The organism is Streptomyces fulvoviolaceus (genome assembly GCF_000718165.1).
GTDB classification, from domain to species: Bacteria; Actinomycetota; Actinomycetes; order Streptomycetales; family Streptomycetaceae; genus Streptomyces; species Streptomyces fulvoviolaceus.
This window is the reverse complement of sequence record NZ_JOEY01000010.1, coordinates 196,900-209,893: the sequence shown is the minus strand read 5'-3', so window position 1 is coordinate 209,893 and position 12,994 is coordinate 196,900. Positions and strand designations below refer to the sequence as shown.

Below are 12,994 nucleotides of genomic sequence, written 5' to 3'. Positions count from 1 at the left end.
CTTGCTGATCCTCATGGCGCAGTGGGCCCGGCTGAGACCGGCCACCCCACCGCCCCCTGCGACAGACAGGCCGGCTGAATTCCCCGTGTGATCCCGGTGCCGTACGGCCGGGTGCGAGCCACAGCCGCGGAGACAACCGATGGAGGAGCGGATCGGCAAGCGCATCAACAACGAGCGCGTCGACGAGGCTCTTTCGCTGAACCCCGACATCGTCTCGAGCGCGAGAGTGGAAAGCGCGACCAGTGCGCCCAGGCCGGCCAGCAGCGTCCGCAGTGCCCGGCGCCGGGCCAACAGCCACTCCGCCGGCTCTCCCGCAGCCATGCCGTCCCGGTCGCCGCGCGTCGTCAGCCACACCGCGTACGCGACGCACACCATCGGTGTGGCACCGACCAGAGCGGTCCCCACGAGCGCGGGGCCCCGCCATGCTCCCGGGTGATCGTCGACGGCTACGGCGGCCACTCCGACGAGGATCGCGACCAGCACCACCACGCCCGCGATGACGACCACCTCGCGCGACGACCGGCGTTCCTCCTCCGGCAGGCCGCGCCACTGCCGGACGCCCAGGGCGAAGACAACGCCCGCCGCGCTGGTCAGCTGAGGGCCAGCGCCGACCACACCGGCCACAAGTCGGCTCCCCGGTACCGGGAGGTGGCCACCACGACCACGACCACGCCCACCCCGAGGCCGACCACGGTCGGCACGACTCCCGCCGCACCGGAGGCTCCCCGCTCACCCAACGTCGCCACCAAGTTCCCCTACCGGCCCGGACGCTGCACTTCCCTCGTCGTGGCGCAGTCGCAGCTCCAACGGGCCGGGGAACTTGCTGAAGGCGACCACGTCTCACCCCTTAACCCGCCGATCAAACGCGTGCATCATTGCTCAGTCGTTGTCAACGGTGCTGACGAGGTGGACGGTGCGTGTGCGGCGGAGCAGAGCCGGGATGTGTACGGCGGTAGCCCTGGGTTGTTGCACCCTCCTCCTCGCCGCCTGCGGCCCCACCCAGCACGCCGAGTCCGCGGACCACTCACCCGTACAGATCGCCAAGGCCCCCGCCCGACTCCCCGTCCCCCGCGGCGACGGCAGCAAGACCCCCGACGACTTCAACGGCGACGGCCACCGCGACCTCGTCCTCAACGACCTGGTGAAGGCGGAGAGTCACGCCGACGACGCCGGGATCGGGATCGTCTACGGCTCGGAGCGCGGACTCGTCCCGGGGGCACGGCAGTTGGTCAGCCCGAGGACACAGGGGGCGGCCACCGACGGCCAACTCCCCGCCGTGTTCGACGCGGAGGCGACCTGCGACCTCGACGGGGACGGCTTCACCGACCTCGTCGTCTCCACCGACCCGCCCTACGACGGCCAGGGGCAGCCGCCCGTGCCGCTGCAGCTCCTCTTCGGCTCCCCCGCCGGGCTGACCGGCAAGGCCGTCCACCTCACCGTCCCCGCCACCGCCCGCGTCGGCAACGACTGGCCCGACCAGCCGGTGTGCGGCGACTTCGACGGCGACGGGAGCCAGGATCTCGTCGTGCACGCCACGGGTGGGCAACTCAGCTATCTGCGCGGCCCGTTCAGCCGTAAGGGAGCCCCGCGCACGGCCGGCGGCCCGCTCACGTCACCGGGCGAGGTCCCCACCGGCCCCGCCGCCGACGTGAACCGCGACGGGTACGACGACCTGGTGGTCCGTACGACGGAGGGCACCGGCCCCTCCGCGGTCGTCCTCGGTGGACCGGACGGGCCCACCCGCACCGGAACCGTCCTCCCGTCCGGGATCGATGTCGCCCTCGGCCGCTTCGGCAAGGGGCGGGCCCTGGACGCGGCGGTCGGCGCGATGGGCGGAACGTCTCTGCGCTACGACCTGCCGGAAGCCGCGAAGGCCACCCTCTCCTCCCCCGGCTCCATGCTCGACGCCGCCGACTTCGACGGGGACGGGCTGAGCGAACTCGTCTCCAGCGGCTCGCGGTTGAAGGTCTTCCGGGGGCGTACGGCAGGTCTCAAGGCGGCAGGCATGGTGACCGTCGAACCACCCGCCTCCGGGACCACGCGCGTGCTGGCCGTCGGGGACTTCGACGGGGACGGGCGGGCCGACCTCGCGGTGCGGACGTATCGGAGCGAGACCAAGGACACGGTCGCGGTCTACCGCGGGGCCAAGAAGGGGCTGCTCGCGGCGGAGCCCTCCGTCACCTTCTCCAGCTCGGCCTTCCTCGGCGACAACTGAGGGCTGACGGCACAGCAGCCTCAAATATTTACCGAACTCACGTACAACCCCTACCTCCCATCATCGGTCTCCAGTTCGGTTACTTCTGCTCTCCTCCCTGGAGCCTCTCCTTGCGCAAGCGCACTCTCCTGCTGGCCGCCACCCTCACCACCGGCCTGCTCACCGTCGCCCTGCCCGGCACCGCGACCGCCGCGCCCTCCGGGCTGGCCGGCGACTTCAACGGCGACGGCTATCGCGACGTCGCCATCGGCGCGGACAGCGCCAAGGTCGGCTCCGTGTCGGGCGCCGGTGCGGTGGTCGTCCTGTACGGCTCGTCCACCGGTGTCTCGGCGGCCAAGAAGACCGTGATCACGCAGAACTCCACCGGCGTCCCCGGCACCGCCGAGGAAGGCGACCGCTTCGGCAACAGCCTCGCCGCCGGCGACCTCAACGCCGACGGCTACGCGGACCTCGTCGTCGGCGCCCAGTACGAGGGCGTCGGCACCTTCGACGGCGTCGGCGCCGCCACGGTCATCTGGGGCTCCAAGTCCGGCCTGACCGGCGGCTCGGCCCTGCCCTCGCCCGCCGGCCTCAACGAGTGGGGCGGCTACTCCTCCGGCGTCGCGACCGGCGACTTCGACGGCGACGGCAAGACGGACGTCACCGTCACCGGCCAGAGCCGCACCGGCCTCTACAAGGGCCCCTTCGCCCGCACCGGCAAGCCCGTGAGCCTGACCGACGTCTACGAGGTGGGCTCGACGTACGAGGTGATCGCGGGCGACCTCGACGCCGACGGCGCGGCCGAGCGCGTGTACCCCTACACCGTCAGCAGCGACCACGGCGGCGTCATCAACTACCTCAGCCACGACCCCGGCAACGAGTCCCACCCCGAGTCGGACTACATCGGGACCGAACTGACCGAGGCCGACGGCCACCAGGGCGTCGTCGGCGACATCAACGGCGACGGCTACGGCGACCTCGTCCTCGGCGACCACGAGGACCCGCGCAGCGACAAGAAGACCGGCCACAAAGGCGGCCAGATCAGCGTCTGGTACGGCAGCGCGACCGGACCCGACCCGGAGCAGACGCCGACCGTCATCCACCAGGACTCGACGGGCGTGCCCGGCGCGGGCGAGGCCGAGGACCTCTTCGGCGCGGCGCTGAGCGTCGGCGACATCAACGGCGACAAGTACGCCGACGTCGCGGTCGGCGCCCCCGGCGAGGACAACGGCACGGCCAAGAGCTCGGGTTCGGTGACGATCCTGTTCGGCTCGGCCACCGGGCTGAAGGGCTCGGGCGCCAAGTCGTACACCCAGAACACCGCGGGCGTGCCCGGCAGCAACGAGAGCTACGACGCCTTCGGCCAGTCCGTCCGCCTGGTCGACATCAACAAGAACGGCAAGGCCGACCTGGTCGCCGGCGCCGGCGGGGAGAACAACTACGGCGCGGTCACCGTCCTGCGCGGCTCCGCCTCCGGCCTCACCACCACCAGCGCCAAGTACCTCTCCGCCCGCGATGTCTCCCTCAAGGGCGACGCCTCCTTCGGCTGGGTGATCGCCCAGTGAGGTACCGCCGACTGGCCGTCCTGATCGCGGCCTCCCTCACCCCGCTCGCCCTCACCGCCCCCACCGCCCAGGCGGCGACGCCCGCGAAGCCGTACGACTTCAACGGCGACGGCCGGGCCGACCTCGCCATCGGCGCGCCCGCCGCGACCGTCGGCGGCAACAAGCGGGCCGGGGCGGTGTCCGTCGTGTACGGCAGCTCGTCCGGGCTCAAGCCGTCCTCGTACAAGGTGATCACCCAGAACTCGGCCGGGATCCCGGGCACCGCCCAGAGCGACGACGAGTTCGGCCGCTCCCTCGCCTCCGCCGACCTGAACCGCGACGGCTACGCCGATCTCGTGGTCGGCGCCCCGGGCGAGGACGTCGACGAAGGCACGATCGTCATCGTCTGGGGCTCCAAGTCCGGCCTGTCCGGCGGCCGTACGCTCATCAACCACGACGAGCGCGGGAACGACCGCTACGGCCAGGCGGTGGCCGCGGGCGACTTCACCGGCGACGGCATGCCCGAGATCGCGACCGGCACGCCGGGCTTCTACGGCCTCAACTTCGTCTCCGGCCCCTTCACCAGGACCGGCGACTTCGGCGGCGGCAACGGCGGATCCCTCGCGTACGCCACCCGCCCGTACTCGGAGTCGTACGGCATCGAGTACCTCTCCACCGGCGACGTCACCGGCCGCGGCTTCGACGGCCTGGTCGTGCACGGGCGCGAGAAGGACACCGACGACGCGGTCACCACCCTCGTGGACGGCAGCATCGGCAACTTCACCGACTGGCTGGTGACCCTGCCCAGCGGTTACGTCTCCTCGGTCGGCGACATCGACGGCGACGGCTACGACGACGTCGCGGTCGGCAACCACCGCGAGGCCTCCGGCGACCCGGCGGGCGCGAAGGGCGGCAGGGTCAGCATCCGCTACAGCGGCCCGGACGGCGTGGACACCTCCCGCGCCCCGCTCTCCCTCACCCAGAACACGGCCGGCGTGCCCGGCACCGCCGAGACCGGCGACGCCTTCGGCTCCGGCGTGTCCCTCGGCGACATCAACGGCGACGGGTACGCCGACCTCGCGATCGGCGCGTCCGGCGAGGACTCCGGTGCCGGCTCGGTCACCGTCCTGTACGGCTCGGCCTCCGGCCTGACCACCAAGGCCGCCAAGACGTACACCCAGAACACGGCCGGCGTGCCCGGCGCCGGCGAGAAGTCCGACCGCTTCGGCAGCCGCACGTCCCTGCGGGACCACTCCGGGGACCGGCGCGCCGAGCTGTCCGTGTCGGCGCCGGGCGAGAACGCGGGCGACGGAGCGCTGTGGTCGCTGCGCGGCACGGCCACCGGCCCGAAGACCTCGGGCGCGGTGAGTTTCGGCCCGTCGGCCACCGGGGTCTCGACCTCCGGCTCACCGCGGTACGGCTCAGTGCTGGGCGGCTGACCCCACACCCCTGTTTTGATCCCAGGAGATCCCATGATCAGGCACCACCACCGCCTCGCCCTCGCGACGGCCACCGCCGCCGCGCTGACGGGCGGTCTGCTCACCTTCTCGGCCCGTCACGGCGACGGCCGCTGACTCCACCGAGGTCGCGCACGCCGACTTCAACGGCGACGGCAGGGCCGACCTCGTCGTCGGCTCCGACGAGAACGCCGGCAACGGAGCGGTCACCTACCTCCCCCCCAACGGCACGAAGATCACCACCACCGGCTCCCGTGCCATCTCCCCGAGCAACGTGGGCGTCGCGACGACGGGTTCGCCGTACTTCGGCTCGAACTTCGCGGACTGAGCCCCTGAGACCCCCTAAGGAAACCCTTAGGGGATGTCACAGCTCGGCCGCAAAGCCGGGCCCGGAATGCCGGGCCCGGCACGTCACTCTCCGGGACCAGGTACGTTCGAAGGCGTGGCTGGATTCAGGATCGGACGCGGCCGGGACAACGGCGCTCCTCACGCGCGCCCGCAACAACCTTCGTACGGGCAGCAGCAGGCGCCCCAGGGACAGCCGTACGGCTATCCCCCCGCGCCGCAGCAGTACCCGCAACAGCAGTGGACGCAGGGCAACGGCAACGGCTACGGCGAGCCGGAGTACTTCGGCGACGGCGCCCCGCAGCATGCGCAGGGCAACCCGGACCCGTACGCGGCCAACAACCCCGGCCACACCCAGGCGTTCTCGGTCGACGACGACCCCTACAACCAGGGCGGCACCTACCGCGCGGGCTCGGCCCCGGCGGCCCCGGTCGGCCCCCGCCTGCACTGGAAGGAGCTGCTGAAGGGCATCTTCACGTCCCCCAAGCAGACCTTCCTCCAGATGCGCGACTACGCGATGTGGGGCCCCGCCCTCATCGTGACCTTCCTCTACGGCCTGCTCGCGGTCTTCGGCTTCGACGGCGCCCGCGAGGAAGCGATCAACGCCACGCTCGCGAACGCGATCCCGATCGTCCTGATGACGGCGGTGGCGATGGTGGTCTCGTCGTTCGTCCTGGGCGTGGTCACCCACACCCTGGCCCGCCAGCTCGGCGGCGACGGCGCCTGGCAGCCCACGGTCGGCCTCTCCATGCTGATCATGTCCCTCACCGACGCCCCCCGCCTGGTCTTCGCCATGTTCTTCGGCGGCGACGCGTCGTTCGTCCAGGTGCTGGGCTGGGCGACCTGGGTGGCGGCCGGCGCCCTCCTCACCACGATGGTCACCCGCTCCCACGACCTCCCCTGGCCAAAGGCCCTCGGCGCGTCGGCGATCCAGCTGATCGCCCTGCTGTCGATCGTGAAGCTGGGCACGTTCTAGCTTCTCTTCCCGCTACGACGACGAAGGGCTCCCGGCACACACCGGGAGCCCTTCGTCGCTGTCACACCAGCTCAGGCGTCGAGAACCTGCCCGGGACGCTCGACCACGCCCAGGTGTGTTGCCTTCGGTATGTCAGCTGCTCGGCTCCGGGCCCCAGCGTTCAGGTCCCACTCCGCGCCAGTCGATCCACGGTGACTGCGCCACCTCCGCCGGGTCGATCTCCAGCCCGGCTCGGCGGAGGAACTCCGCGACGTCGGCCAGGTTGTGGGCCAGCCCGAGGATCTCGCCGTCCACGCGCACGCGTCGGCCACCTGTGCGCGACGGCGGATGCACGATCACGCGAATCGGTCCGGACATGCCTTCAGGATCATCCGGGACATGCGCTCCCGCATTCCAGTGCGTCATTGATGAAGCCGCTCACTCACGTAGAACAACTGAGCCGACAGCCGGTACAGGTCGTCTGGGAACGATCGCATAGCCAAATTCAATCATGTGTTCGATTTATTAGGCCAGCAAGGAGGCCACCGTGTACTCCGGTGGGCGCGGTGCCACACTGGCGCCATGGGAAAGCCGCAGACGATCGATGAGTACATCGAGGGCTTCGCGGGGCAGGCCCGTGAGGTGCTCGAGCAGGTACGGGCGCTGGCCGTGGAGTCGGTCCCCGCGGCGAGCGAGGCGATCAAGTGGGGCCATCCCGCGTGGGTTCACCCGTCCGGGACGATCCTGTTCATGGTCAGCGGCCACGCGAAGCACGCGAACGTCGTGTTCACCCCCAGCACCCGCGAGGCGTTCGACGCCGACCTCGCCGACTTCGCCACCGGCAAGGGCTCGGTCCAGCTCCCGTACGGCCGACCCGTGCCGGGCGACCTGCTGCGCCGGATGATTGCGTTCCGTATGCGCGAGCACGAGGACGACGGCGTGCTGTGGATGTGACGGCCACAGAGGCGAAGCGAGACCTCTGACGGGCGGCCTCTTCGCCTCCGCGACTCGCGCCGAAGTCGAGACCGTGGAAAGCGTGCACCCCGCGTCATGGCCCCAGGGGCGAGCCCGGAGCAGCGAGGAGCAGCCAGCAGCCAGCAGCACCGCGGTAGCATCCCGCATGCCCATCCCGTGGAGATCCGGCGCCGAGGTGTTCGCGCAGGCCTTGAGAGAGCGCGGGATCGAGCCCGATGCCGTACGCGACGTCGGTGCCGCCTGGGATGCCTTCGGCGAGTTCTGTCAGGTCGAGGTCGACGGGATCGAGCGGACCGAGGACGACGGTGACGGCTTCATCGCCGAATGGGGCCGTTGGGACTGGAACGACGACCAGCCCTCGCTGTCCTTCGGGCGGCTGCTCGCGGTCACCGGGACCGGCGGACGTGATGATCCGGAGTGGCAGCCCGAGTACTGGAAGGTGGAGCTGGAGCTCATCTTCCCCGAGGACCCGGCATGGGCCGATCTCGATGGCCTCGGCCATCAGGACACCGGGTACGACTTCGACGAGATCGGTGCTCCCAGGGCCGACGCACTCGTGGAGGTGCGCCGGTTCATCGAGTCCTACCCCCAGCTGGCAGCCATGTGGCGAGCCGAGCCCACTCGCAGTGAACTGACCTTTGAACGAGCGGGATAGCTGCGGCGCGCCGATACCGCGGTGGCCCGCAGCACCCGCGGGTCAGACCGCTTCCTTGTTCTCCTTGGGCGCCTCACCCGACTTGTGCACTGGAGGCAACACGCTCCACGGGAAGTTGATCCAGTCATCCGTCCGCTTCCACACGTACTCGCACTTCACGAGCGACTGCGTCTTCTCGTAGATGACGGCGCTGCGCACCTCGGCGACGGTGTCGAGGCAGAAGTCACGCACCAGCTTGAGCGTCTTGCCGGTGTCGGCGACGTCGTCGGTGATGAGGACCTTCTTGGAGGAGAAGTCGATGGCGTTGGGGACGGGCGCGAGCATGACGGGCATGTCGAGGGTGGTGCCGACGCCGGTGTAGAACTCGACGTTCACGAGATGGATGTTCTTGCAGTCGAGGGCGTAGGCGAGGCCGCCGGCGACGAACACACCCCCGCGGGCGATGCTGAGCACGATGTCGGGTTCGTACCCGTCGTCGGCGATGGTCTGCGCGAGCTCGCGCACGGCGGTGCCGAACGCCTCGTAGGTCAGGTTCTCCCGCACGTCCGCGCCGCTCATACCTGGGTCCGGTGGAAGTTGAGGAAGGACCGGGAGGCGGTGGGCCCGCGCTGTCCCTGGTACCTGGATCCGTACCGCTCGCTGCCGTACGGGAACTCGGCCGGCGAGGAGAGCCGGAACAGGCACAGCTGCCCGATCTTCATGCCCGGCCAGAGCTTGATGGGCAGGGTGGCGAGGTTGGACAGCTCGAGGGTCACGTGCCCGGAGAAGCCGGGGTCGATGAACCCGGCGGTGGAGTGGGTGACGAGCCCGAGCCGCCCGAGGGAGCTCTTGCCCTCGAGGCGCGAGGCAAGATCATCAGGCAGCGTGATGACCTCGTAGGTGGAGGCGAGCACGAACTCCCCGGGGTGGAGGATGAAGGGCTCGTCCCCCTCCGGCTCCACCAGCCGCGTCAGGTCCGCCTGCTCGACGGAGGGGTCGATGTGCGGGTACCGGTGGTTCTCGAACACCCGGAAGAAGCGATCGAGGCGCACGTCGACGCTGGACGGCTGCACCATGGATTCGTCGTAGGGATCGATCCGTACCCGCCCGGCGTCGATCTCGGCCCGGATGTCCTTGTCTGAGAGAAGCACGCCCCGAGGATACGCAAGGCGCGCGGACCGACCACCATCGGACGGGCCCGCGCGCCTGGCTCTGATCCTTCTGCTACTTCCCTTACTGCTTCTCCAAGGTCACCGGCACGACACTGCGAAGCCGGGCACAGCGCGGACACCGGACGAGCCGTCCGGGGCCGAGCCGCTCGGCCTGCTGCATCGGGAACGAAGCGGTGCTGAACACGTGCCCATCGGCACATCGGACGACGGTGCGCTCCATCAAGTCCAAGAGTCCCTTCCCCAAGAGCCGCGTCTGGCTGCTACTCGCCTGACGAGAAATGCCACATTACGGGATCAAAGAGACGACTCTCCAGGCGGCACTCCGACCCCGCCCAGACCCTCTTCCACCCCTCCACCGTACGCCCCAACTCCCGCCCCCCGCAGCCCCGTCCCGCCCCCGAAACGCACTCGGGCCCCACGGCTTCAGCGCCGGGGGCCTGGCATGAGGTAAAGTGACGGTGCGTTCCGACACCGGTCCCGACCGGCGTCTTACGCGGGTGTAGTTTAGTGGTAGAACATCAGCTTCCCAAGCTGAGAGTGCGAGTTCGATTCTCGTCACCCGCTCCAGAGAGAAACCCCAGGTCAGTGGCCTGGGGTTTGTTTGTTGTCCGGTCGGCCGTGGCTCCCGCGCTCAGACCGTTCCGCGTGGCCTGACCAGCCCGCTCTCGTAGGCGAGGATCGTGGCCTGTACCCGGTCCCGCAGGCCCAGCTTGGACAGCAGGGCGTTCACATGGGTCTTCACGGTGCCCGTGGTCACTCCGAGCGCGGAGGCGATCTCGGCGTTCGTCAGGCCCGACGCGATGTGCAGCAGGACCTCCCGCTCGCGCGGCGTGAGGGAGGACAGCGCACCCGTCACGGACGGCGGCTGCGGGGCGCCCTGGGCGAAGGTGTCGATGAGCCGACGGGTCACGGTCGGGGCCAGGATGCCCTCTCCGGTGGCGACCACGCGGATCGCGGACAGCAGGTCCTCAGGCAGGGCGTCCTTGAGCAGGAACCCCGAGGCTCCGGCGCGCAACGCCTCGTACACGTAGGCGTCGAGGTCGAAGGTGGTCAGGACGAGGACGCGCGGCGGGCGCTCCTGCGCGGTGATGAGACGGGTCGCGGTGAGACCGTCCATGCCGGGCATGCGGATGTCCATCAGGACGAGGTCGGGCGCCTCGGTGGCGGCGAGCGACACCGCCGACGCCCCGTCACCGGCCTCGGCGACCACCGTCAGATCGGGTTCGGCATCCACGATGGCAGCGAATCCGGCGCGGACCACCGCCTGGTCGTCGACGACCATCACGCGTGTGGTGACGGGAACACCTCCTGGATGGACTCCGGCTCCGGCGGACTCGGCCGGGTCGACAGCAACACCCGTACGGTACCGGTCTGTTCGAGAGTGATACGGCCGATCCCTGTCGTCCTTGTCCCCACCTGCACCTTCAGGCGTTCGGCCACGGGGCCGGTCACCGCCTGCGGTACGCCCGTCACCGTGACGCGCAGGGTGTCGCGGCGTCGGCGTAGCGTGACCCGTGCCGGACCTTGGTCGCCTGCGGCGAGCGCTGCCTCTACGATCCGGTACGCCGACAGGGTCACGGAGGGCGGCAGGTCTCGCGCGGCCTCCGGCAGGCCCCGCAACCTCACGTCCCGCCCGGCCGCGCGCACGGTCCGGCACAGCGCGTCGAGGTCCAGGGCGGTGGGCGCCGGCGCGAGCCCGGGATCCCCCGACTCTCCCAGGCTGTGCAGGAGTTCGCGCATGGCGGCGAGGGCCGACCGGGCACCGGCGGCCACCTCCTCCAGCCGTCCCCGCCGGGCCTGTTCGACCAGTGCCGCCGTGGGGTGCAGGACGGCGTCGCTCAACTTCGCTGCCAGTCGGCGCCGTTCGGCGTCCGCGGCCCGTTCCGCGTGCCACAGTGCGCCGGCCAGCGCGAAGTCGTCCCGGGCCAGGATCCGCAGCCGTCGGCGCCGTACGGCGAGCCCGGCACCCCACAGGCCGGCGAACACGACGGCGAGCACCACGGCCAACGGCACGAACATCACCACGGCGGTGGGCCACATCGAGCCCTCGCCCTGCAACTCGCCGTCCGCGCCCGCCGTCGCGACCAGGGTCCCGGAGAGCGAGACCGCCGCCGCGCACCACGCGGGCCAGGTACGGGCGGCTCCCCGGCCGTAGACCGCCACCGCGTACACCGCCGGCAGTTCCGCGAGCGCTCCGCCGGCGAGGAACTCGGACACCCGTGACGGCAGGCCGACCCCCACAACCGCCGCAGGCCACAGCCACGACGTGGCCAGCACGCCGAGGAACGCCGGCCAGGGAGCGCGCCGCCGCCACAGCAGCGGCACCGCGTGCGCGGCCAGCAGCACGGCCACGACGAGCAGGCCGGGCACCGCGGCGCGCAGGCTCGCGCCGGTCCAGTCCTCCACGGTGACCAGGGCGAACACCAGGGGAAGGAGCGTCGCCGTGAACACCAGCGCGGGGTCGGCCAGCCGCTGCTCCCGCAGCACGTCGCGCCGGCCCGCGCCGCCCTCGGGCGGGCCCCACGGCCCCGTGACGTCGGGCAGCGTGGCCCGGACCCGCCAGCCACCGCCAGGTGCGGGGCCGGCGGTCAGTTCGCCGCCCACGGCCGCGGCCCGCTCCTTCATCCCCGCGACGCCGCGTCCCGAGCCAAGGCCGTCGACTGCGCCGGGTGCCGAGCCGCGCGGGGGAGCGTTGTCGACGCTCAGTTCCAGGACGCCCTCCCCACGAAGGACGCTGACGTGCGCGGCGGAGCCCGGGGCGTATCGCAAGGCGTTCGTCAGGGCCTCGCGGACGATCCCGTGGACCGACTCGGCCGCCGGACCGGCCAGGTCGTCGGGGAGTACGGCATCGATCGGACGCCCCAACCGGCCGAATCCGGCGATGAGTTCCTCGATGCGCGCGGTCATCGGGCGGGGATCCGGACGCTCGACGTCGCGCAGCAGACCGACGAGCCGTCGCAGCGCCGTCAGGGTCTCGGTGCCGGTGCGCTCGGCGAACGACAGCGCCTCGGCCGTCAACTCGGGCCTGCTGTCGCCGAGTCTGCGTGCGGCGTCGGCCGTGATGACGACGGACGTCAGGTGATGGGCGCTCACGTCGTGCAGTTCGCGGGCCAGCCGCCGCCGTTCGGTGTCTCCCGCCCGCCGACGGGTCCCCTCCGCACCGGCCAGCCGGCGGGCCGCGAGCGACCGCCCCTTGAGCCACTGCCGTCGGCCCTCACCGAGCCCCGCGCAGACGGCGTACAGGAGTGCGCCGAGCGCCCACTCCGAGGCGAGCGCGGGCCGGACCCCGAGGTGGATGAGGGACAGGAGCCACTCGACACCCACGGCCGCGGCGAGCGCGCGCAGGGTCACAGGCACGGGGCAGCGGACCGCGACCGAATACAGCGCGATCGGCGCACCCGCCCCGAAGTAGCCGTCCTGCCAGGCCAGTTGGCCCAGGACGAGGGCCCCGAGGGACCAGGCCAGGGCCCGGATCGGTGCTTGCCGTCGTCGGCCCAGCGCGGCCGTCTCCGCGACCACCGCGCCCAGGACCGCGACCAGTGCCGCCGCCCCGGGCACCTCCTCGCCGGCCAGGCCGGCTCCGGGCCACAGCCAGGCGATCTGTCCGGCCGCGAGCAGCGCGGGGAGCAGCCAATTGCGTATCGTCGTCTCCATCTCGGCACGAGCGTAGGGCGGGGTGCTACGGCGCGGCACCGGTCCCAGGTACGAGGCCGCTCTC

The 12,994-nt window shown here is 71.3% G+C and carries 13 protein-coding genes, 1 tRNA gene and 1 pseudogene; 8 read left to right on the top strand and 7 right to left on the bottom strand.

Annotated elements, in window-relative coordinates; genetic code table 11:
• On the bottom strand, positions 1 to 624 hold a 624-nt coding region (locus IG08_RS60090), incomplete at its 3' end, for a hypothetical protein (protein ID WP_199820858.1).
• Positions 591 to 746, bottom strand: a complete 156-nt coding sequence (locus IG08_RS60085) for a hypothetical protein (protein ID WP_158812229.1) — start codon at positions 744 to 746, stop codon at positions 591 to 593. The genes IG08_RS60090 and IG08_RS60085, both read right to left, overlap by 34 nt.
• A 194-nt stretch (positions 747 to 940) precedes the next feature.
• On the opposite strand from IG08_RS60085, the gene IG08_RS0113145 reads away from it, so the two are divergent.
• From IG08_RS0113145 to IG08_RS0113125, 5 genes and pseudogenes are all read left to right on the top strand, one after another.
• Positions 941 to 2,215, top strand: coding sequence for an FG-GAP repeat domain-containing protein (locus tag IG08_RS0113145; RefSeq protein ID WP_030600350.1), 1,275 nt, complete (start codon positions 941 to 943; stop codon positions 2,213 to 2,215).
• A gap of 110 nt (positions 2,216 to 2,325) precedes the next feature.
• Positions 2,326 to 3,759, top strand: coding sequence for an FG-GAP-like repeat-containing protein (locus IG08_RS0113140; RefSeq protein ID WP_030600348.1), 1,434 nt, complete (start codon positions 2,326 to 2,328; stop codon positions 3,757 to 3,759).
• Positions 3,756 to 5,177, top strand: coding sequence for an FG-GAP-like repeat-containing protein (locus tag IG08_RS0113135; RefSeq protein ID WP_078655576.1), 1,422 nt, complete (start codon positions 3,756 to 3,758; stop codon positions 5,175 to 5,177). Before IG08_RS0113140 ends, IG08_RS0113135 begins: the two co-directional genes overlap by 4 nt.
• A 157-nt stretch (positions 5,178 to 5,334) precedes the next feature.
• A pseudogene (locus IG08_RS57055) lies at positions 5,335 to 5,523 on the top strand (hypothetical protein); the annotation flags it as partial.
• 33 nt (positions 5,524 to 5,556) lie between these two features.
• The gene (locus IG08_RS0113125; RefSeq protein ID WP_063757768.1) at positions 5,557 to 6,516 is read left to right on the top strand and encodes a Yip1 family protein; all 960 of its coding nucleotides are present in this window, start codon (positions 5,557 to 5,559) and stop codon (positions 6,514 to 6,516) included.
• Positions 6,517 to 6,648: 132 nt separating this feature from the next.
• Here IG08_RS0113125 and IG08_RS0113120 read toward each other — a convergent pair whose 3' ends face one another.
• Complete coding sequence (locus IG08_RS0113120; protein WP_030600344.1) at positions 6,649 to 6,873, bottom strand: hypothetical protein; 225 nt, start codon at positions 6,871 to 6,873, stop codon at positions 6,649 to 6,651.
• A 204-nt stretch (positions 6,874 to 7,077) separates the two neighbouring features.
• Between IG08_RS0113120 and IG08_RS0113115 the strand changes: the two genes are divergently transcribed.
• The gene (locus IG08_RS0113115) at positions 7,078 to 7,449 is read left to right on the top strand and encodes an iron chaperone (RefSeq protein WP_030600342.1); all 372 of its coding nucleotides are present in this window, start codon (positions 7,078 to 7,080) and stop codon (positions 7,447 to 7,449) included.
• Positions 7,450 to 7,615: 166 nt separating this feature from the next.
• Positions 7,616 to 8,125, top strand: a complete 510-nt coding sequence (locus IG08_RS0113110; protein WP_158812228.1) for a hypothetical protein — start codon at positions 7,616 to 7,618, stop codon at positions 8,123 to 8,125.
• Positions 8,126 to 8,167: 42 nt separating this feature from the next.
• Here IG08_RS0113110 and IG08_RS0113105 read toward each other — a convergent pair whose 3' ends face one another.
• Both IG08_RS0113105 and dcd read right to left on the bottom strand, forming a co-directional pair.
• Positions 8,168 to 8,683, bottom strand: coding sequence for a phosphoribosyltransferase (locus IG08_RS0113105; protein WP_030600338.1), 516 nt, complete (start codon positions 8,681 to 8,683; stop codon positions 8,168 to 8,170).
• The gene (dcd, locus tag IG08_RS0113100; RefSeq protein ID WP_030600337.1) at positions 8,680 to 9,255 is read right to left on the bottom strand and encodes a dCTP deaminase; all 576 of its coding nucleotides are present in this window, start codon (positions 9,253 to 9,255) and stop codon (positions 8,680 to 8,682) included. Before dcd ends, IG08_RS0113105 begins: the two co-directional genes overlap by 4 nt.
• 514 nt (positions 9,256 to 9,769) lie before the next feature.
• Here dcd and IG08_RS0113090 point away from each other — a divergent pair.
• A tRNA-Gly gene (locus IG08_RS0113090) sits at positions 9,770 to 9,843 on the top strand.
• Positions 9,844 to 9,907: 64 nt separating this feature from the next.
• On the opposite strand, the gene IG08_RS0113085 is transcribed toward IG08_RS0113090, so the two are convergent.
• On the bottom strand, positions 9,908 to 10,558 hold the full coding sequence (locus IG08_RS0113085; RefSeq protein WP_030600335.1) for a response regulator: 651 nt from the start codon (positions 10,556 to 10,558) through the stop codon (positions 9,908 to 9,910).
• Positions 10,558 to 12,930, bottom strand: a complete 2,373-nt coding sequence (locus tag IG08_RS54135; protein ID WP_158812227.1) for a sensor histidine kinase — start codon at positions 12,928 to 12,930, stop codon at positions 10,558 to 10,560. Before IG08_RS54135 ends, IG08_RS0113085 begins: the two co-directional genes overlap by 1 nt.
• Positions 12,931 to 12,994: the final 64 nt, after the last annotated feature.